Origin of the sequence: Delftia sp. WSY_10 (assembly GCF_043104705.1) — a bacterium.
Taxonomy (GTDB): Bacteria; Pseudomonadota; Gammaproteobacteria; order Burkholderiales; family Burkholderiaceae_C; genus Comamonas; species Comamonas tsuruhatensis.
The window spans coordinates 302,977-322,315 of record NZ_JBICKY010000004.1 but is presented as its reverse complement, the minus strand read 5'-3'; the positions used below and the strand labels follow the sequence as shown (position 1 = coordinate 322,315).

Genomic DNA, 19,339 nt, shown 5'->3' with positions numbered 1-19,339 from the left:
GGCAATGCCGGCCTAGAACCGCTCCCAGGGCATCAGGTAGCGCCACTGGCCTTCGGGCACCTTGGCCAGAGAGAGGCGGCCAATGCGCAGGCGGCGCAGGCTGACCACGCGCAGGCCCACTTCGGTGCACATGGCGTCGATCTCGTCGGGCGCGATGCCCTTGAGCGCAAAGCGCAGGTGGTTCTCGTTCTGCCAGCTCACGCGGCAGGGCGGCAGCTGGCGCTTGCCGATCGGCAGGCCGGCCTTCATCAGCTCCAGGCCGTCCTCGTGGATCTGGCCCTCGACGCCGACGATGCATTCCTGCTCCAGCCACATGCCTTCCTCGCCCAGCTTGCGCGCCACGCGCTTGTCCTGGGTGTAGACGATGAGGCCGCTGGCCGGCAGCGGCAGGGGCAGGAAGGATTCCAGGTTCTTGAAGTGCTGGGCCAGCACCAGCAGCGGCATGGGCGTGTCCACCTGGGCCATGCTGGCTTCGCCCAGCAGGGAGTGGGCGCTGCGCACCCGGCCATAGGGCCGGCCCTGGGTATAGCCCGCAGGCTTGTTCATCAGCAGGGTGACGGGCGGCACGGCCTCGGGCTGGGCGCCGCTGCGCAGCGTGACCTGCTGCTCGGGGCGCACGCGCGTCTCGGGCAGTTGCACGACCTTGCCGTCCACCTGGACGTTGCCGGCGGTGATATGCAGCTCGGCCTCGCGGCGCGAGCATTGTTCCTGTTCGGCCAGGCGCTTGGCCAGGCGAACGCTTTCAGATTCAGACATGCGCGCAGCTTAACCAGATACCAGGCCCCGCGCGCGTCGTCGGTCATTGCCGGTCATTGCCGCCCGCACAGCGCACGGATGCGCTCCACATGCGCCAGCAGCGAGCGCTCGGCAATCGGCCACAGCTGCGGCGGGGCGTCGTCATAGGCCAGCCGCACCCAGTCCTGCACGCTGCCGTCGGGCTGTCTTTGCATGGCGGCCAGTACCTTGGCCTCGCGTGCCAGCCGGTGGGCCTTCAGCTTGGCGATCGCCTGGCGCGCAAAGCCCAGCACATAGCCATGGGCCGGCAGGATGAAGCGCGCATCGTGCGCGGCGCACAGCGCGTCCAGCCTGTCCAGCGAATCGATGTACTCGCGCATGTTGCCGTCGGGCGGATCGATGATGGTGGTGCTGCCGTTGAGGATGTGGTCGCCGCTGAACAGCAGGGCATCTTCCTCCAGCAGAAAGCACACGTGGTTGGCCGCATGGCCCGGCGTGAACACGGCCTGCAGCGTGTGGGTGACGGCGCCTTGCGCATCCTGCACGGCGATGCGCTGGCCATCTGCCAGCACGTGGTCTGGCGTGAAGCGGCTGGCCGGCCGGGCCGTGGGTGCCGAAGGCAGGCCGCCGATGGCCGGGCGTGGCTTGCCGGCCTGCACCGCCAGCGCCTGCAGCAGGGCAGCGCCCGGCGAATGGTCGGCATGGGAGTGGGTGCACAGGATGTGGCGTATGTCGCCGCCGGCCGCCTCGAACAGGCGCTGCACATGCGCGGCGTCGGCCGGGCCGGGATCGATGCAGATGTAGCCCGTGGCGGCATCGCCCACCAGATAGCTGTTGGTGCCGGGGCCGGTCATCACGCCGGGGTTGGGGGCCGTCAGGCGCAGCAGGTTCTTGCGCAGGGGCACGGCGCGCTCGCTCTGCCAGTCCAGCGTGTGCAGGATCTGGCCGTCCGGGCAGACCATTTCCAGCTCGCCGAAGGGGGCCTCGTCCTCCATGTGGCGGGCTTCCTTGCCATCGAGAAAGCCGGTGCGCGGGCAGCACTGCCACAGCGGCCGCTCGCCTTGCAGGGCGGCGAACACGGCATCGGTGCCCGCGAAGCGGCTGAGCCGGTCCAGCGTGCGGATGGTGGGAAAGATCATGGGAAAGCTGCCGGCGCGGTGGCGCTCCAGCGCTTGCTGGGGGCTCACCCAGATGGGCTCGAACTGTTCCGATCCGTCGGCGTCAGGCTCCTGGCCTTCGGGCATGCGCGCCACGAAGAAGGGCACATCGAAGCGCCGGGGCAGGTCGCGGTCGGCCGTCCAGTGGGCCAGGTACCACAGCGCATCCACGGCCAGGCGCAGGCCGCGTGCCTCGCACTGGGGAACCAGGGGAGCATTGCGGTCCAGCGTGGCCAGCTCGGCGGCCGATACCGGTCGGCCCTGGGCATCGTGGGCCAGCAAAATGCCGAGCTCCTCGAAAGTCTCGCGCAGGCCGGCGATGGCCTGGGTGACGCGCAGGCCATCGCCGGCCTGGGCGGGGCGGGTGCTGGCGCAGGCATGGGCGGCGTCGGCGGCGTCCTGGGCCTCGATGCCGCCGCCCGGGAAGACATAGGCGCTGGGCACGAAGCTGGCCTTGGGCGAGCGCCTTGTCATGAGCACCTCCAGTCCGCTGCCATCGGCGCGGTCGCGCATCAGCAAAACGGTGGAGGCCTTGAGCGTGTCTACGGGCTGGCGCTGGGGGTGCAGGAGCTGGCTGGGGCGGGTCATGGGGGCATTATGCGGATGGACCTGCATCGTGCTGTTGCGCCGGAGACGCAGGCGGCTGGATGGCGCTCTGCGCCAGGGCATGCCCCGGATTGCGCCATGACGCTGCCGTGCAGGGGATAATCGCGGGATGCAGATCCGCTTTACCAAGATGCAGGGCGCTGGCAACGATTTCGTGGTCCTTGACGAAACCGCCGGCCCGCTGGGCCTGAGCGCAGCCCAGTACCGCTTTCTGGCCCACCGCCAATTCGGCGTGGGCGCCGACCAGATCCTCACGGTGCGGCCCTCGCCCGCCGAAGGCATCGACTTCGAATACGTGATCCACAACGCCGACGGCGGCGAGGTCGAGCAGTGCGGCAACGGCGCGCGCTGCTTTGCCCGCTATGTGCACGACAAGGGACTGACGGACAAGTCCGTCATCCGCGTGCAGACGCTGGCCGGCCTCATCGCCCCCGAGCTGCATGCCGATGGCCGCGTCACCGTGGACATGGGCCAGCCCGTGCTGGAGCCCGCCCTGGTGCCCTTCGATGGTGCAGGCCTGGTTCCCCGCCCGCTGGGTGCGGCGCAGCAATGGCCCCTGCAGCTGGGCGACGAGGCCACGGTCTGGATCGCCCCCGTTTCCATGGGCAACCCGCATGCGGTGCAGCTGGTGGACGATGTGGACCATGCGCCCGTGGCCACCTGGGGCCCGCTGATCGAGCGCCATGCGCGCTTTCCCCAGCGCGTCAATGCGGGATTCATGCAGATCGTCGATCGCGGCCAGATCCGGCTGCGTGTGTACGAGCGCGGTGCCGGCGAGACGCTGGCCTGCGGCACGGGCGCCTGCGCGGCCGTGGTGGCCGGCATCCGCTGGGGGCTGCTCGACGCGCGCGTCGATGTGCACACCCGCGGCGGCCGGCTGACCATCGAGTGGGACGGCGGCGCAGTGCGCATGACCGGCCCCGCAGAGTTTGTTTTTGAAGGACAGATCGAGGTTCCCGACCAGCCATGAACAGCACTACCGATATCGCCGTCACCGAAGAGACGATTGCCGACTACCTGCTGAACCATCCGGAATTCTTCGAGCGCCACGCCGAGATGCTCGCGCGCGTGCAGCTGGTCAGCAGCCACAGCCCGCGTACCGTCAGCCTGCAGGAACGCCAGGCCGAGATGCTGCGCGAGAAGATCAAGGGCCTGGAGCACCGCATCATGGACATGATGCGGCACAGCAGCGAGAACGCCTCCATCGCCGACAAGCTGCACGCCTGGAGCTGCGCCCTGGCCAAGGTCCAGGACCTGCGCGAACTGCCCCATGCGCTGACGGCCAGCCTGCAGCATGTCTTCGAGGTGCCCCAGGTGGCCCTGCGCCTGTGGAACGTCTCCGGCGCCCAGACCAGCAGCATCTACACCATGGGCGTCAGCGACGATGCCAAGTCCTTCGCTGCCTCGCTGACCATGCCGTTTTGCGGCCCCAACATGGGCTTCGAGCCCGGCGGCTGGCTGGTCGATCCCGACGCGGCCCAGTCCCTGGCACTGCTCACCCTGCACGATGGCGACCCCGGCAACCCGGCCCATGCCTTCGGCATGCTGGTCCTGGGCTCGCCCGATCCGCTGCGCTTCGAGGCCACCATGGGCACGGAATTCCTCTCGCGCATCTCGGCCCTGGCCAGCGCGGCCCTGTCGCGCATGCGGCCCGTGCCGCTGACCCTGGCGCGCGGCTGACCGGCTGAAAGCCCATGCCGGGAGCATCGGACAGGGACGGGCTCCCGGAAGGCGATCTTCCGGCAGAGGTTCTGGCGGCAGAGAACCTGGCGATGCTCCCCGCCGCCGTCCATGCCTATCTGGAGCATGTGCGCGTGCAAAAGCGCCTGGCCGACCGCACCTGCGCACTCTATGCGCTGGACATGGCCCGGCTTTGCACCATGGCCCGCGACGCCGGCCAGGAGCTGCTGGCGCTGCAGCCCGCCCACATCCGCCGCTTCGTGGCCCAGATGCATTCCCGGGGCCGCAGTCCGCGCGGCATTGCGCTCATCCTGTCTGGCTGGCGCAGCTTCTTCCGCTGGGCAGCCCAGCAATCGCTGGTGCCCTTCAATCCCGTCGAGGGCGTGCGCGGTCCCAAGGCCCCCAAACCCCTGCCCAAGGCATTGGGCGTGGATGACGCCGTGCAGCTGGCCGCCTTCAGCAACGCCGACGCCGACCCCTGGATCGAGGCACGTGACGCCGCCATCACCGAACTGCTCTACAGCTGCGGCCTGCGCGTGGGCGAGCTGGTGGGCCTGGACGTGGCGCCCGGCCAGGACACGCAGCGCCAGGGCCGTGGCTGGATAGATTTGCAGGCCGCCGATGCCCATGTGCAGGGCAAGGGCGGCAAGCGGCGCACCGTGCCCGTGGGCGTCGCCGCGCTGCAGGCGCTGCAGCGCTGGCTGGCCCTTCGGGAAACGGGTCTTGCGGGTGCGGCCGCGCAGGCTGCGCAACACGAACCCGCCCTTTTCATCGGCCGGCGCGGCGAGCGCCTGGGCGCGCAGTCGGTCTGGGCGCGGCTGCGCCAGCGCGGGCAGCAGGCCGGCCTGTCGGCCAGTGTCCATCCCCATGTGCTGCGGCATTCGTTCGCCAGCCACATGCTGCAGTCCAGTGGCGATCTGCGCGCCGTGCAGGAGCTGCTGGGCCACGCCAGCATCTCGACCACGCAGATTTACACGCGCCTGGATTTCCAGCATCTGGCCCAGGCCTACGAGAGCGCCCACCCGCGCGCGCGCCGCAAGAGCGGCGACAGCAGGCAAGTCGGCGAAACCCCTGAGAAGGACAACCTCGAATAAAAAAGGCCAAGCCCTCTGGCAAAACAGCACTTGACAGGCTCGCTAAACTTATTCGGAACGTCTTTTCGACAAGGCCCGTCCATGGTGGACGGGCCTTGCCGCTTCCCTTTGCTGAATTTTCTGAAAGCAATCCCATGGCACTGATTCCCGTCACCATCCTTACCGGCTTCCTGGGCTCGGGCAAGACCACGCTGCTCAAGCGCGTGCTCAGCGAGTCCCACGGCATGAAGATCGCCGTGATCGAGAACGAGTTCGGCGAAGAAAACATCGACACCGACATTCTCAAGACGGAGTCCAAGGAGCAGATCCTGCAGATGAGTAACGGCTGCATCTGCTGCACCATCCGCGAAGACCTGCGCGAGACCCTGCAGCTGCTGGCCTCCAAGCGCCGCAAGGGCCTGGTGGAGTTCGACCGCATCGTGATCGAGACCACGGGCCTGGCCGATCCCGGCCCCGTCGCCCAGACCTTCTTCATGGACGACGAGATCGCCGAGACCTATCTCATCGACTCCATCCTGACCCTGGTCGATGCCAAGCACGCCAACCAGCAGCTGGACGACCGCCAGGAAGCGCGCCGCCAGGTCGGCTTTGCCGACCAGCTCTTCCTGTCCAAGACCGACCTGGTCAGCGAGGACGAGAAGAACGCGCTCATCCACCGCCTCAAGCACATGAACCCGCGCGCGCCCATCCGCGCCGTGCATTTCGGCGAAGTGCCCCTGAACGAAGTCTTCGACCTGCGTGGCTTCAACCTCAATGCCAAGCTGGACATCGATCCCGACTTCCTCAAGGAAGACGATCACGACCACGGCCATGATCACAAGCACGAGCATGGCGAGCACTGCAGCCATGACCACGAGCATGACGAGAACTGCGAGCACGACCACGCCCACAGCCACGCCCATGATCACGAGCACGGCGAACACTGCAATCATCCTCACCACCATCACCACGATGACGACGTCAAGAGCTTCGTCTACCGTGCCGACCGCGCGTTCGACCCTGCCCGCCTGGAGGACTTCCTGGGCGCCATCGTCAACATCTATGGCCCGCGCATGCTGCGCTACAAGGGCGTGCTGAACATGCAGGGCACGGAGCGCAAGGTCATCTTCCAGGGGGTGCACCAGCTCATGGGCAGCGACCTGGGACCGCAATGGGCCGAAGACGAAAAGCGCCAGAGCAAGATGGTCTTCATCGGCATCGACCTGCCCCAGGACATCTTCCTGCAGGGCCTGGAGCAGTGCCTGGTCTGAGCCGTCTGTGAACTTTTGTGAGGAATCACATGGTTTTTGCTGACATCTGATTGACGCAGGAGCCGCCCGCATCTGCAGGCGGTTCCTCTGCTTTCATGTGGGGTATGTGCAACGGCTTGCGCTCCTGTAGAGCATCGATACAATCGCGCCCCTGAAGAGAGCCCCCAAGCCCAATGGACTGCCCCGCAGGGGTCGCCCATACCGTGAGGAGACAGCAAGTGAGCGCCGAATCCAGCAAGAAGCCGTCAGTGGCCGCCCAGGCCCCGGCTGCAAGCCAGAAGGCCGCGGTCCGCACTGCGGTCGGCGTCGTCGACCTGGCCTCCCGAGCCGGCTGGAAAAGGGCTCTTTGCACGCACGGCCGCCGCACGGCCTGGATTGCCGCACCCCGCCGCAAGGGGAAGCCGGCAGGTTCCGCAACTGCGGCGATCGGCTGTCCTACATGGCATTCGACCCGGGCGCCTCGATTGACAGTACCATCCATGGCCCCGTCCGATGCCCCCGGCTCGGACTAAGTTAGCGAAACCAACACTATGCCTACCACTACGCAAACGCCTTCGTCGGGATCGACGAAACGAGACCCCAAGCTGGCCAATGCCTGGAAGACCAAGTCGGCGGAGGAGCTGACGGATGCCGAAGTGCTGGCCATGTCCGATGACGACTACATGAATGAGAAGCAGATGGCGTTCTTCCGCCTGAAGCTGCTCACTCTCAAGCACGACATGCACACCAACGCGGGCGAGACGGCAGAAAACCTGCGCGAGGACACCGTGGTGGTTCCCGATCCGGCCGACCGCGCCACCATCGAGGAAGAGCACGCGCTGGAACTGCGCACCCGCGACCGCGAGCGCAAGCTGCTCAAGAAGATCGAGCAATCCATTGCACGCATCGACGCAGGCGACTACGGCTACTGCGACGAAACCGGCGAGCCCATCGGCGTGGGCCGCCTGCTGGCCCGTCCCACGGCCACGCTGTCGCTGGAGGCCCAGCAGCGACGCGAGCTCAAGCAGAAGATGTACGGAGATTGAGTTGCGGCAACGGCCTTCGGAACGGTGGTGCTAATCTGATTCGCCATGGCAAAAGAAGAGAGCAGCAAATCGGGAGGGTTGTTGTCCAAGGTGGTGCGCTTTGTGCGCCACCCGACGGTCAATTGGTCCGATCTCGACGGCCTCGACGCTGACCAGGAGAGCCAGTACAGCAAGCAGGCGCTCAAGGAAATGATCGAGCGCAAGCGCCGCAACGACTTCGTACGCAAGCGCGAATTCGACCAGTTGCGCCGCCTGCGCCAGGCCGAGTTGCAACAGGCCTCCCGGCCGGGCAGCGCATCTGTCGGCGTCGGCGTGCCCGGACCGGCTGCGCAGGGCTCGCAATTCCTCAGCAGCCTGCTGAGCTCCAAATCCTCCGGCGAGCGCGCCGTCACGCTCAAGAAGATCGACGAGATCGAGGCCCAGATGTCCCAGCAATGGTGGCGGGGCAAGCAGGCGGCCGACGCCACCACCATTCCCATGGCGCTGCCCGCTGGCGGCAACCCCGCGCCGGCGTCGTTTCGCAAGCAGCCGCCGCCGGGCCAGATCCCCATGCTCAGCGACGTGGTGCCTGCGGCCATCGCCTCGGCCGGCGATGTGGCGGCCTTTGCCACCACCTTGCCCATGAGCCTGGCACCTGCGCCGCAGGTGCCGTCCGTCTCCACGGCTCCCCTCATGGATTCCATGCCCATGGCCCGCCCCCTGCGGCCATTGGAGGGGGCGACCGATTTCCTGCCCGCCTTCGCGGCCACCGAGGTCTCTGCCCCGCAGCCCATGGACATGGTGCCGCCATCCTTCGTGGTGTTCGAGCACGATCCCGACCTCGAAGAGCCGGCCATCCTCTTTGCCAATGGCGACGTGGACGGCGCCGAGCAGGGCATGCTGGAGCTGATCGAGCGGCGCGATGTGCCTGCGCAGCTGCCGGTCTGGCTGGCCTTGCTGGACCTGTACCGCGCGGCCGATCGCCCGCTGCAGTTCGACAAGGCCGGCATTGAATTCGCGGCGCGCTTCGGCCGCTCCGCTCCCCAGTGGTTCGCGATGCCGCAGCAGCGCACCGCCGCGATGGCGCCCCTTCCCGGCGCAGCGGCAGGGCGCGGCTGGCGCTGGAGCGCTCCCGCCCAGGTCACGCCCAGCGCCGTCACGGCGCTGAAGGCCTCCCAGGCCAAGGCCGCCGGTCCCTGGACCCTGGACTGGGCTGCCGTGACCCACATCGACGAGGCGGCAGCCACCGCCTTGGAGGCGCTGCTGCAGCAATGGGCCGATTCCCAGGGCGTATTCGTGCTGCTCAACGCGGACCGGCTGCAGGCGCTGCTGGGCGAGCTGGCTCCGTCGGGCGACTCCGCTGTGGATACGCTGTGGTGGCGCCTGCGCATGGCCGTGCTGCGCCTGATGAACCGGCAGGATGATTTCGAGCTGGTGGCCCTGGACTACTGCGTGACCTACGAAGTCTCGCCACCTGCATGGGTGGACCCGGTCTGCCAGTGCCTGACGCAAGCCGTCGAGTCCGGCGGTGCACAAGCCCCTGTGCAGCCGGGCGCTGCCGCCCCGGCGGATACCGTGCGATTTGCGCTGTCCGGCACCATCGAAGGCGATGCCTCCACCTGGCTGGACCCGGTGCAGGAAGGCGCCAGCCTGGGCGAGCCGGTGTTCATCGACTGCACCCAGCTGGTGCGCATGGACTTTGCGGCGGCCGGCTCCGTGCTCAACTGGGCGGCCCACATGCAGTCGCTGGGCCATGTGCTGCAGTTCGGCCAACTGCACCAGCTGGTGGCCGTATTCTTCAATGTGATCGGCATCCAGGAGCATGCGCAGGTAACGCCGAGACGGGACTGACCTGCCGAGCGGCGGCATTCTTTGGAGGGGCTCTTGAGAAGACGGGAGCCGCCCTCATCTGGCACCGCTATGGAACAGTATCACGGCACCACCATCATCAGCGTGCGCCGGCAGACCCCCGAAGGCGTGCAGGTCGCCATCGGTGGCGATGGCCAGGTCACATTGGGCAACATCGTCGTCAAGGGTACGGCGCGCAAGGTGCGCAAGCTCTACCACGGCAAGGTGCTGGCCGGCTTTGCCGGCGCCACGGCCGACGCCTTCACGCTGTTCGAGCGCTTCGAGGCCAAGCTGGAAAAGCACCAGGGCCATCTGACGCGCGCGGCCATCGAGCTGACCAAGGACTGGCGCACCGACCGCGTGCTGCGCCGGCTGGAGGCCATGCTGGCCGTGGCCGATGCATCGGCCTCGCTGATCATCACCGGCAACGGCGATGTGCTGGAGCCCGAGCAGGGCATCGTGGCCATCGGATCGGGTGGCGCCTACGCGCACTCGGCGGCCAAGGCGCTGCTGACCAACACCGAGCTGTCGGCCGAGGAGATCGTGCGCAAGTCGCTGGCGATTGCCGGCGAGCTGTGCATCTACACCAACATGCACCATACGGTCGAGACGCTCTGAGACCCTCGCGGCGCGGGCGGTTCTCGCCCGGCCATTGAAACGGATAGCCGCCAGCGGCCAGGTAACGGAAGCGGGGCTGGCGGCGCAATGCTTCGAATACACACCATGTCCTCTGCCATGACCCCCCAGGAGATCGTCTCCGAACTGGACCGCCACATCGTCGGCCAGACCGGTGCCAAGCGCGCCGTGGCCATCGCTTTGCGCAACCGCTGGCGCCGCCAGAACGTGGCCGACGGCCTGCGCCAGGAAATCACGCCCAAGAACATCCTCATGATCGGCCCCACCGGCGTGGGCAAGACCGAGATCGCGCGCCGCCTGGCGCGGCTGGCCGATGCGCCCTTCATCAAGGTCGAGGCCACCAAGTTCACCGAAGTGGGCTACGTGGGCAAGGACGTGGACGCCATCATCCGCGATCTGGCCGAGGTCGCCGTCAAGCAGACGCGCGAGGCCGACATGAAGAAGCTGCGCCTGCGCGCCGAAGACGCTGCAGAGGACCGCATCCTCGACGTGCTCGTGCCCCAGGCCCGCAGCGGCGAGGTGGCTGCCGACAGCACGGCCCGCCAGGTCTTTCGCAAGAAGCTGCGCGAAGGCCAGCTCGACGACAAGGAAATCGATATCGACGTGGCCGACGCGCCGCCCCAGGTGCAGATCATGGGTCCCCAGGGCATGGAGGAGATGGCCGAGCAGCTGCGCGGCATGTTCAGCCACATGGGCCAGGAAAAGCGCAAGACGCGCAAGCTGCGCATTGCCGAGGCCATGAAGCTGCTGACCGACGAGGAAGCGGCCAAGCTCGTCAACGAGGAAGATGTGCGCACGCGCGCCATTGCCAATGCGGAGCAAAACGGCATCGTCTTCATCGACGAGATCGACAAGGTCGCCACGCGCCAGGAAAGCAGCGGCTCCGACATTTCGCGCCAGGGCGTGCAGCGCGACCTGCTGCCCCTGGTCGAGGGCACCAGCGTCTCCACCAAGTACGGCGTGGTCAAGACCGACCACATCCTGTTCATCGCCTCGGGCGCCTTTCACCTGTCCAAGCCCAGCGACCTCATCCCCGAGCTGCAGGGCCGCTTCCCGATCCGCGTGGAGCTGGACTCGCTGTCGGTCCAGGACTTCGAAGCCATCCTCACCCAGACCCATGCCTCCCTGGTCAAGCAGTACCAGGCGCTGCTGGCCACCGAAGGCGTCACGCTGGAGTTCACGCCCGAAGGCATCACCCGGCTGGCCGGCATCGCCTTCGAGGTCAACGAGCGCACCGAGAACATCGGCGCGCGCCGCCTGTCCACCGTGCTGGAGCGGCTGCTGGACGAGGTCAGCTTCGATGCGGCCAAGCTTTCGGGGCAGACCGTCACCATCGACGCGGCCTACGTGGACCAGCGCCTGCAGTCCCTGAGCCAGGACGAAGACCTGTCTCGCTTCATCCTCTGAAGCCTGCCCCGGCGGCCGAGCAGCCGCCATCGAAGTGACTGCCCGCATTGCCGGGCAGTCACTTTTTGTAGGAGGCCGGCCCGAGTTGCACCCCGTCGCCAGCGAATTGAATCGTTGCAATTGCCTGCCGGGATTGAGAGTTCACTTGCAATCACTCCCCTAAGTGCTTGTAAAGTCTCGGTTTTTTGTCATCACTCACATTGCATTCGATCTCTAAGTTGTTGATTTCATTGCAAATAATTGTCCATTCCCGGGTTGTGAAACACCAAATTGCTGCTACAGTGCAAAAAAGTGCAATTAAGTGGTGAAAGTTGCCTTTGTGCCCCGATTTCCGGGACGCGATGGCTCCAACCGACCGGGGTGACTGACCGTGTTTCAAGGGGCGTCCTCGCTGAATCTCGATGGCAAGGGGCGGCTGTCTGTGCCGACCCGGCATCGTGACGCCCTCTTGGCCATGGCGCAGGGCCAGGTCACCCTCACCAAACACCCCCATGGTTGCCTGATGCTGTTCCCGCGCACGGAGTGGCTGCAGTTCCGCGAGCGGATCGCGCAGCTGCCCATGTCGGCGCAGTGGTGGAAGCGCATCTTCCTGGGCAACGCCATGGACGTGGACATGGATGCCACCGGCCGTGTGCTGGTGTCGCCCGAGTTGCGCGACGCCGTGGGTCTGACCAAGGAGGTCGTGCTGCTGGGCATGGGCAACCATTTCGAGCTGTGGGACAAGGCCACTTATGAGGCACATGAAGCGAAGGCCATGCAGGAAGAGATGCCTGCGGCCTTCCAGGATTTTGCTTTCTAGGAAAGAGGCGTTCTCTTGAATCAGCCGTTGCAACACATCACCGTTTTGCTCGACGAGGCCGTCGATGCGCTGCTGGGCGGCGCCGCGCAGCCCGTTGCCGGGCAATGGGTGGACGCGACGTTCGGGCGAGGCGGGCATTCCCGGCGCATCCTCCAGCGGCTAGGGCCGGGCGGGACCTTGCTGGCGTTCGACAAGGACCCGGACGCGATCGAAGAGGCAGCGCGCATCACCGATGCGCGTTTTTCGATTCGGCACGAAGGGTTTCGCCACCTGGGCGAGTTGCCGGCCGGCAGCGTGCAGGGCGTGCTGATGGACCTGGGGGTGAGCTCTCCCCAGATCGACAACCCCGAGCGTGGCTTCAGCTTCCGCTTCGAGGGTCCGCTGGACATGCGCATGGACACCACGCGCGGTCAGAGCGTGGCGGACTGGCTGGCGGAAGCCGATGCCCAGCAGATTGCGGAGGTGATACGTGACTACGGCGAAGAACGGTTTGCTGGCCCCATTGCAAAGGCGATTGTTGCTCGGCGCGAAAGCCAGGGGCCCCTTCGCAATACCGCGGAGCTTGCCGAGCTCGTGGCTGGCGCGGTCCGGACCCGCGAGGCTGGGCAGAACCCAGCGACACGCACATTCCAGGCTCTTCGGATTTTCATCAATGCCGAGCTTGAAGAACTCGAACAGGCGCTAGAGGCCAGCCTGCGCGTGCTCGCGCCGGGCGGGCGCCTGGTGGTGATCAGCTTCCACTCGCTGGAAGACCGCATCGTCAAGCAGTTCATTGCCAGGCATTCCAAGGAAGTCTATGACCGGCGCGCACCCTTTGCCGCGCCCACACCCATGCGCCTTGAAGCCCTGGGCCGCATCAAGCCCAGCGAGGCCGAGGTCGCCGCCAATGCGCGTTCGCGCTCGGCCGTGATGCGCGTGGCCCGCCGCACCGAGGTGCCTGCATGAAGCGCACGCACCGTCTGGCGCAAGAGGAGGGCGTGGCATGCTGCGCCTGAACCTCGTGCTGCTGCTGGCGGTGATGGCCAGCGCCATCTTCCTGGTGCACAACCAGTACGAGTCGCGCCGGCTGTTCACCGAACTGGACCGCGCCGTGGCCGAATCGCGCCGCCTGGCCACCGAGCAGCAGCGCCTGCAGGTGGAAAAGCGCGCCCAGGCCACGCCACAGCGCATCGAGGTCATGGCGCGCGAGCGCCTGCAGATGAAGCCGGCGACGCCGGCCATCGCCCAGTACGTCAATGACGATGCGCGCACGGGAGTGGCTCCATGACGCGCAGCGTGCTCTACACCTCCAGCCCCTTGCTGGCGTCCAAGACACCCCTGTGGCGCAGCAAGATGATCGTGGCCATGCTGGGCCTGGGCTTTGTCGGCCTGGGCGCGCGCGCAGCCTACGTGCAGGTGTTCGGCAACGACTTCTTCCAGCGCCAGGGCCAGGTGCGCTTTGCGCGCACGCTGGAGTTGCCGGCCAACCGCGGCCGCCTGCTGGACCGCAATGGACTGATCCTGGCCTCCAGCGTGCCGGCCGCCAGCATCTGGGCCATTCCCGAAGATGTCGAGCAGGACGACCCCGAGGTCAAGGCCAAGCTCAAGCAGCTGGCCGCGCTCATGGAGATGCCGCTGCCCGCGCTGATGGAAAAGCTGGCCGACGAGGACAAGACCTTCGTCTGGATCAAGCGCCAGCTCGACTGGGACGTGGGCCAGCAGATCCATGCCCTCAACATCAAGGGCATCTACCAGCGCAAGGAATACAAGCGCCAGTACCCGGAAGGCGAATCGGCCGCCCACATCGTGGGCTTCACCAATGTGGAAGACCATGGCCAGGAAGGCATGGAGCTGGCCTTCGACAAGGAGCTGGGCGGCAAGCCCGGCTCGCGCCGCGTGATCAAGGACCGCCTGGGCCGCGTGGTCGAGGGCGTGGGCGAGGAAGTGCCGCCGCAGGACGGCCGCGACATCCAGCTGTCCGTGGACAGCAAGGTCCAGTACTTCGCCTACCAGAAGCTCAAGGAGCAGGTCATCGCGCACAAGGCCAAGGCGGGCAGCGTGGTGGTCATGGATGCGCACACCGGCGAATTGCTGGCCCTGGCCAACTACCCCAGCTACGTGCCCGACAAGCGCAAGAACCTGACGGGCGAGCAGCTGCGCAACCGCGCCATCACCGACACCTTCGAGCCCGGCTCGACCATGAAGCCCATCACCATCGGCCTGGCGCTGGAGTCGGGCCGCTTCAAGCCGGAAACGCCCATCGACACCACGCCGGGCCGCGTCAACGTCACGGGCTCGACGATTTCCGACACCCACAACTACGGCCTGCTCACCGTGGCCGGCGTGATCCAGAAGTCCAGCAACGTGGGCACGACCAAGATCGCGCTGCAGATGCCGGCCAAGGAAATGTGGGAAACCTTCTCGGCCGTGGGCTTCGGCCAGAAGCCGCAGATCTCCTTTCCCGGCGCCGCCAGCGGTCGCCTGCGTCCCTACAAGACCTGGAGGCCGGTGGAGCAGGCCACCATGGGCTATGGCTACGGCCTGTCCGCCAGCCTGCTGCAGATGACGCGCAGCTACACCGTATTTGCCAACGGCGGGCGCGTGATCCCGGCCACCATGGTCAAGACCGACGAGCCGCCCGTGGGCGTGCCCGTGTTCTCTCCGCGCACGGCCAACGAGGTGCGCAAGATGCTGGCCCTGGCGGCCGGCCCCGGCGGCACGGGCCAGCGCGCCCAGACCATCGGCTACTCGGTGGGCGGCAAGTCGGGCACGGCCCGCAAGCAGCAGGGCAAGGGCTATGCCGCCGGCAAGTACCGCGCCTGGTTCACGGGCATGGCGCCCATCGAGAACCCGCGCATCATCGTCGCCGTGATGGTGGACGAGCCCAGTGCCGGCACCATCTACGGCGGCACCGTGGCGGCACCCGTGTTCAGCGAAGTGGTGCAGCAGACGCTGCGCCTGATGGGCGTGCAGCCCGATATGGAAGTCAAGCCCTTGATCGTCGCCAACCCCGTGGAGGAGCCATCGCTATGAGTTCCTCCCAAGCCCTGCTGATGCTGTCGTCGGCCACCGAGGCTGTCCAATGGCTGGCCGCCCGCCTGCAAGGCAGCGGCACGCTGCAGACCGACAGCCGCAAGGTCCGGCCCGGCGATGCCTTCATTGCCTGGCCCGGCGCGGCCACCGATGGCCGCGCCCATGTGGCCTCGGCCCTGGAGCGCGGCGCCGTGGCCTGCCTGGTCGAAGCGCAGGGCGTCGAGCCCTTCGGTTTTTCCGGCGAGCACATCGCGGCCTTGCCTGGCCTCAAGGCCGCCACGGGCCTGATCGCCGACCAGTGGTTCCAGCATCCCAGCGCCCGGATCGACGTGCTGGCCGTCACCGGCACCAACGGAAAGACCACCACGGCCTGGTGGCTGGCGCATGCGCTGGCCCAGGTGAAGCTGCAGGAACGCAGCGGCTGCGCCCTGGTGGGCACGCTGGGCGTGGGCATCCCGCCCGCCCTGGAATCCACGGGCATGACCACGCCCGACCCGGTGCGGCTGCAGCGCGCATTCCGCGAGTACGCCGATGCGGGCCTGGCGGCCTGCGCCATCGAGGCCTCGTCCATCGGCATCGTCGAGCACCGGCTGGACGGCACGCGCATCCGCGTGGCGATGTTCACCAATTTCACGCAGGACCATCTCGACTACCACGGCAGCATGCAGGCCTACTGGGATGCCAAGGCCGCGCTGTTCGACTGGCCCGGCCTGCAGGCCGCCGTCGTCAATGTGGACGACGCGCACGGCGCGCGCCTGTGGGCCACGCTGCAGTCGCGCCCATCCTCTGCCGCGCTCGATGTCTGGAGCATTTCCATCGAGGGCGCGGCGCGCCTGCAGGCCAAGGACATCGCGCTGGGCGCCGAGGGCCTGAGCTTCACCGTGATCGAGGCCGGCCACAGCCTGCGCATGCACACGCGCATGGTGGGCCAGTACAACGTATCCAACCTGCTGGGTGTGCTGGCAGCGCTGCGCTGCCTGGGCCTGAGCCTGGACCAGGCCGTCGCTGCCTGCGCCCACCTGGAGCCCGTGCCCGGCCGCATGCAGCAGATCGTCCAGCCCGGCCAGCCGCTGGTGGCCGTGGACTACGCCCACACGCCTGACGCGCTGGACAAGGCCCTGCGCGCCTTGCGCCCGGCCGCCGAGCAGCGCCAGGGCCGGCTGTGGTGCGTGTTCGGCTGCGGTGGAGACCGCGATGCCACCAAGCGGCCGCTCATGGGGCAGGCCGCCCAGAAGAATGCCGACTGCGTGCTGGTCACCAGCGACAACCCGCGCAGCGAAGTGCCCGACCGCATCATCGACCAGATCCTGGCCGGCATGCAGCCGGGCGAGAACCTGCAGTCCCAGGCCGATCGCGCGGCGGCCATCGCCCAGGCGATCGCGCACGCCAGCGAACGCGACGTGGTGCTGATCGCCGGCAAGGGACATGAGGACTACCAGGAGACGGCAGGCCAGCGCCATCCGTTCTCCGACATGGCCGAGGCGCGCAAGGCGCTGGCGGCCCGTGAAGGAAAGAAGCGGTCATGATGACCTTGCAACAAGCGCTGGAGCTGATCCAGTCGCATATCCCCCAGGCACGGCTGGTCGGCAACGGCCAGACCGTGCTCACGCGCGTGCACACCGACACCCGCACGCTGCAGGCCGGGGATCTATTCGTCGCCTTGAAGGGCGAGCGTTTCGATGCCAACCAGTTCCTGGTCCAGGCCCGCGAGGCCGGTGCCGCCGCAGCCCTGGCCCATGGCGGCCTGGAGGCTGCAGGCCTGTCCGGCATCGAAGTGCCCGATTCGCTGGCCGCCCTGGGCGCGCTGGCCACGGCCTGGCGCGCGCGCTTTGCGCTGCCGCTGATCGCCGTCACCGGCAGCAACGGCAAGACCACGGTCACGCAGATGGTGGCCTCCATCCTGCGTGCCCATGCGGGCGAGGCGGCGCTGGCCACGCGCGGCAACTTCAACAACTCCATCGGCCTGCCGCTGAGCCTGATGCGCATGACCGGCCAGCACCGCGTGGCCGTGCTGGAGATGGGCATGAACCATCCCGGCGAGATTGCCGAGCTGGCCGCCATCGGCCAACCCACGGTGGCCCTGGTCAACAACGCCCAGCGCGAGCACCAGGAATTCATGCACACGGTCGAGGCCGTGGCGCGCGAAAACGGCAGCGTGCTGCTGGCCCTGCCCGCCGACGGCGTGGCCGTGTTCCCCGCAGGCGACACCTACACGCCGCTGTGGCGTGAGCTGGCGGGCGCCCGCCAATGCCTGCTGTTCGGCGAGTCTGGCGACGGCGCCCATATCCACGCGCGTGACGCGCTGTGGCTGGGCGATGCCTGGCAGTTCACCCTGGCCACGCCCGAGGGCGAGGCGCCGGTGCGCCTGCACATCGCCGGCCGCCACAACGTGCGCAACGCGCTGGCCGCAGCGGCCTGCGCCCAGGCTGCCGGCGTGCCGCTGGCCGACATCGCACGCGGCCTGAGCGTGTTCGAGCCCGTGCAGGGCCGCTCGCGCGCGCTGAGCGTTTCGGTGCAAGGTCGCCCGGTCACCGTGATCGACGACAGCTACAACGCCAATCCCGATTCGGTGGCCGCGGCCATCGAGGTGCTGCGCGAACTGCCCGCTCCCCAGCTGCTGGTGCTGGGCGACATGGGCGAGGTCGGCGACCAGGGGCCGCAATTCCATGCCGAGGCGGGCGCGCTGGCGCGCAGCCTGGGCATTGCCCGGCTGTTCACGCTGGGCGCGCAAAGCGCATCCGCCGCCACCGCATTCGGTGCAGGTGCCCGGCATTTCGAAGACATGGCCTCGCTGCAACAGGCAGCCTGTGCCGCGCTGCCCGAGGTGGGTAGCATTCTGGTCAAGGGTTCGAGGTTCATGAAGATGGAGCAGGTGGTTCAGGCGGTCGAGGCGGCCGGCAAGGATGACGGTTGCAAGAAGGAGGCCGCATGCTGCTGATGCTGTCCCAATGGCTGCAGGGCCTGTCCCCCGAGTTCGGCTTTCTGCGCGTCTTCCAGTACCTCACGATGCGCGCCGTGATGGCCGCGCTCACGGCCCTGGTCATCGGCCTGCTGGCCGGGCCGCGCCTGATCCGCATGCTGACCTCGCTCAAGATCGGCCAGCCCGTGCGCGGCTACGGCATGGAAACCCATCTGGCCAAGAGCGGCACGCCCACCATGGGCGGGGCGCTGATCCTGCTGTCCATCGCCGTGTCCACGCTGCTGTGGTTCGACCTGTCCAACCGCTTCGTCTGGATCGTGCTGCTGGTCACCCTGGGCTTCGGCACCATCGGCTGGGTCGATGACTGGCGCAAGGTGGTCAACAAGGACCCCGAGGGCATGCGCTCGGGCGAGAAGTATTTCTGGCAGTCCGTCATCGGACTGCTGGCCGCGCTCTACCTGGTGTTCTGCATTTCGGAGAACACCAATGCCCAGGTCTTCGAGCTGTTCGTGACCTGGGTGCAGTCGGGCTTTTCGCTGGACCTGCCGCCCAAGGCCGGCCTGCTTGTTCCCTTCTTCAAGGAAGTCAGCTACCCGCTGGGCGTGCTCGGCTTCGTGGTCATGACCTACCTGGTCATCGTGGGCGCCAGCAATGCGGTGAACCTGACCGATGGCCTGGACGGCCTGGCCATCATGCCCGTGATCATGGTGGGCTCGGCCCTGGGCATCTTTGCCTACGTCACCGGCAACGCCGGCTACGCCAAGTACCTGCTGTTCCCGCACATCCCGGGCTCGGGCGAGCTGCTGGTGTATTGCGCGGCGATGGCTGGAGCGGGTCTGGCCTTTCTGTGGTTCAACGCCCATCCGGCCCAGGTCTTCATGGGCGACGTGGGCGCGCTGGCGCTGGGCGCTTCGCTGGGCACCATCGCCGTGATCGTTCGCCAGGAAATCGTGCTGGCCATCATGGGCGGCATCTTCGTGGTCGAGGCGCTGTCGGTGATGCTGCAGGTCACCTGGTTCAAGTTCACCAAGAAGCGCTATGGCGAAGGCCGTCGCCTGCTCAAGATGGCGCCGCTGCACCACCATTTCGAGAAGAGCGGCTGGAAGGAAACCCAGGTCGTGATCCGCTTCTGGATCATCACCATGCTGCTGTGCCTGCTGGGCCTGTCCACGCTGAAGCTGAGGTGAGTCC

17 protein-coding genes are annotated in these 19,339 nt (G+C 67.3%); 15 read left to right on the top strand and 2 right to left on the bottom strand.

Annotation, left to right across the window (positions count from 1 at the left end; genetic code table 11):
- Positions 1-12 precede the first annotated feature (12 nt).
- Together ACF8ML_RS01680 and ACF8ML_RS01675 are read right to left on the bottom strand one after the other, a co-directional pair.
- Positions 13-756, bottom strand: a complete 744-nt coding sequence (locus tag ACF8ML_RS01680) for a pseudouridine synthase (RefSeq protein ID WP_012203381.1) — start codon at positions 754-756, stop codon at positions 13-15.
- A 53-nt stretch (positions 757-809) separates the two neighbouring features.
- Positions 810-2,480: an MBL fold metallo-hydrolase gene (locus tag ACF8ML_RS01675; RefSeq protein WP_392406017.1), complete on the bottom strand. Its 1,671-nt coding sequence runs from the start codon at positions 2,478-2,480 to the stop codon at positions 810-812.
- 127 nt (positions 2,481-2,607) lie between these two features.
- Between ACF8ML_RS01675 and dapF the strand changes: the two genes are divergently transcribed.
- The 15 genes from dapF to mraY all read left to right on the top strand — a co-directional run bounded on the left by dapF (position 2,608) and on the right by mraY (position 19,335).
- The gene (dapF, locus tag ACF8ML_RS01670) at positions 2,608-3,468 is read left to right on the top strand and encodes a diaminopimelate epimerase (protein ID WP_016448046.1); all 861 of its coding nucleotides are present in this window, start codon (positions 2,608-2,610) and stop codon (positions 3,466-3,468) included.
- Complete coding sequence (locus ACF8ML_RS01665; protein ID WP_392406014.1) at positions 3,465-4,178, top strand: DUF484 family protein; 714 nt, start codon at positions 3,465-3,467, stop codon at positions 4,176-4,178. The genes dapF and ACF8ML_RS01665 overlap by 4 nt, the downstream gene beginning before the upstream one ends.
- 14 nt (positions 4,179-4,192) lie before the next feature.
- A complete protein-coding gene (locus ACF8ML_RS01660) occupies positions 4,193-5,272 on the top strand; it encodes a tyrosine recombinase XerC (protein WP_392406013.1) in 1,080 nt (359 codons plus the stop codon).
- A gap of 134 nt (positions 5,273-5,406) precedes the next feature.
- Complete coding sequence (locus ACF8ML_RS01655; protein WP_392406011.1) at positions 5,407-6,522, top strand: CobW family GTP-binding protein; 1,116 nt, start codon at positions 5,407-5,409, stop codon at positions 6,520-6,522.
- Positions 6,523-7,052: 530 nt separating this feature from the next.
- On the top strand, positions 7,053-7,547 hold the full coding sequence (gene dksA / locus ACF8ML_RS01650; protein ID WP_016448042.1) for an RNA polymerase-binding protein DksA: 495 nt from the start codon (positions 7,053-7,055) through the stop codon (positions 7,545-7,547).
- 45 nt (positions 7,548-7,592) lie between these two features.
- On the top strand, positions 7,593-9,377 hold the full coding sequence (locus ACF8ML_RS01645; RefSeq protein ID WP_046240633.1) for an STAS domain-containing protein: 1,785 nt from the start codon (positions 7,593-7,595) through the stop codon (positions 9,375-9,377).
- Between the two features lie 69 nt (positions 9,378-9,446).
- Positions 9,447-9,992: an ATP-dependent protease subunit HslV gene (gene hslV, locus ACF8ML_RS01640; RefSeq protein WP_016448040.1), complete on the top strand. Its 546-nt coding sequence runs from the start codon at positions 9,447-9,449 to the stop codon at positions 9,990-9,992.
- A gap of 105 nt (positions 9,993-10,097) precedes the next feature.
- Positions 10,098-11,417, top strand: a complete 1,320-nt coding sequence (gene hslU / locus ACF8ML_RS01635; RefSeq protein WP_191625484.1) for an ATP-dependent protease ATPase subunit HslU — start codon at positions 10,098-10,100, stop codon at positions 11,415-11,417.
- 370 nt (positions 11,418-11,787) lie between these two features.
- The gene (mraZ, locus tag ACF8ML_RS01630; protein ID WP_026062826.1) at positions 11,788-12,216 is read left to right on the top strand and encodes a division/cell wall cluster transcriptional repressor MraZ; all 429 of its coding nucleotides are present in this window, start codon (positions 11,788-11,790) and stop codon (positions 12,214-12,216) included.
- A 15-nt stretch (positions 12,217-12,231) separates the two neighbouring features.
- On the top strand, positions 12,232-13,161 hold the full coding sequence (gene rsmH, locus ACF8ML_RS01625) for a 16S rRNA (cytosine(1402)-N(4))-methyltransferase RsmH (protein ID WP_034366292.1): 930 nt from the start codon (positions 12,232-12,234) through the stop codon (positions 13,159-13,161).
- Between the two features lie 37 nt (positions 13,162-13,198).
- The gene (gene ftsL / locus ACF8ML_RS01620) at positions 13,199-13,483 is read left to right on the top strand and encodes a cell division protein FtsL (protein ID WP_012203393.1); all 285 of its coding nucleotides are present in this window, start codon (positions 13,199-13,201) and stop codon (positions 13,481-13,483) included.
- The gene (locus tag ACF8ML_RS01615; protein ID WP_013804112.1) at positions 13,480-15,228 is read left to right on the top strand and encodes a penicillin-binding protein 2; all 1,749 of its coding nucleotides are present in this window, start codon (positions 13,480-13,482) and stop codon (positions 15,226-15,228) included. Before ftsL ends, ACF8ML_RS01615 begins: the two co-directional genes overlap by 4 nt.
- The gene (locus ACF8ML_RS01610; protein ID WP_016453129.1) at positions 15,225-16,754 is read left to right on the top strand and encodes a UDP-N-acetylmuramoyl-L-alanyl-D-glutamate--2,6-diaminopimelate ligase; all 1,530 of its coding nucleotides are present in this window, start codon (positions 15,225-15,227) and stop codon (positions 16,752-16,754) included. Before ACF8ML_RS01615 ends, ACF8ML_RS01610 begins: the two co-directional genes overlap by 4 nt.
- Positions 16,751-18,166, top strand: a complete 1,416-nt coding sequence (gene murF, locus ACF8ML_RS01605; RefSeq protein ID WP_070080662.1) for a UDP-N-acetylmuramoyl-tripeptide--D-alanyl-D-alanine ligase — start codon at positions 16,751-16,753, stop codon at positions 18,164-18,166. Before ACF8ML_RS01610 ends, murF begins: the two co-directional genes overlap by 4 nt.
- Positions 18,157-19,335 (top strand): phospho-N-acetylmuramoyl-pentapeptide-transferase, encoded by a 1,179-nt coding sequence (mraY, locus tag ACF8ML_RS01600; protein WP_016448034.1) that lies wholly within the window; start codon positions 18,157-18,159, stop codon positions 19,333-19,335. The genes murF and mraY overlap by 10 nt, the downstream gene beginning before the upstream one ends.
- The last annotated feature ends 4 nt before the right edge of the window (positions 19,336-19,339 follow it).

What these genes read in the sequence shown, in the direction of transcription:
- ACF8ML_RS01680 (WP_012203381.1), bottom strand. Translation starts at nt 756, where the DNA reads ATGTCTGAATCTGAAAGCGTTCGCCTGGCCAAGCGCCTGGCCGAACAG.
- ACF8ML_RS01675 (WP_392406017.1), bottom strand. Translation starts at nt 2,480, where the DNA reads ATGACCCGCCCCAGCCAGCTCCTGCACCCCCAGCGCCAGCCCGTAGAC.
- dapF (WP_016448046.1), top strand. Translation starts at nt 2,608, where the DNA reads ATGCAGATCCGCTTTACCAAGATGCAGGGCGCTGGCAACGATTTCGTG.
- ACF8ML_RS01665 (WP_392406014.1), top strand. Translation starts at nt 3,465, where the DNA reads ATGAACAGCACTACCGATATCGCCGTCACCGAAGAGACGATTGCCGAC.
- ACF8ML_RS01660 (WP_392406013.1), top strand. Translation starts at nt 4,193, where the DNA reads ATGCCGGGAGCATCGGACAGGGACGGGCTCCCGGAAGGCGATCTTCCG.
- ACF8ML_RS01655 (WP_392406011.1), top strand. Translation starts at nt 5,407, where the DNA reads ATGGCACTGATTCCCGTCACCATCCTTACCGGCTTCCTGGGCTCGGGC.
- dksA (WP_016448042.1), top strand. Translation starts at nt 7,053, where the DNA reads ATGCCTACCACTACGCAAACGCCTTCGTCGGGATCGACGAAACGAGAC.
- ACF8ML_RS01645 (WP_046240633.1), top strand. Translation starts at nt 7,593, where the DNA reads ATGGCAAAAGAAGAGAGCAGCAAATCGGGAGGGTTGTTGTCCAAGGTG.
- hslV (WP_016448040.1), top strand. Translation starts at nt 9,447, where the DNA reads ATGGAACAGTATCACGGCACCACCATCATCAGCGTGCGCCGGCAGACC.
- hslU (WP_191625484.1), top strand. Translation starts at nt 10,098, where the DNA reads ATGTCCTCTGCCATGACCCCCCAGGAGATCGTCTCCGAACTGGACCGC.
- ftsL (WP_012203393.1), top strand. Translation starts at nt 13,199, where the DNA reads ATGCTGCGCCTGAACCTCGTGCTGCTGCTGGCGGTGATGGCCAGCGCC.
- ACF8ML_RS01615 (WP_013804112.1), top strand. Translation starts at nt 13,480, where the DNA reads ATGACGCGCAGCGTGCTCTACACCTCCAGCCCCTTGCTGGCGTCCAAG.
- ACF8ML_RS01610 (WP_016453129.1), top strand. Translation starts at nt 15,225, where the DNA reads ATGAGTTCCTCCCAAGCCCTGCTGATGCTGTCGTCGGCCACCGAGGCT.
- murF (WP_070080662.1), top strand. Translation starts at nt 16,751, where the DNA reads ATGATGACCTTGCAACAAGCGCTGGAGCTGATCCAGTCGCATATCCCC.
- mraY (WP_016448034.1), top strand. Translation starts at nt 18,157, where the DNA reads ATGCTGCTGATGCTGTCCCAATGGCTGCAGGGCCTGTCCCCCGAGTTC.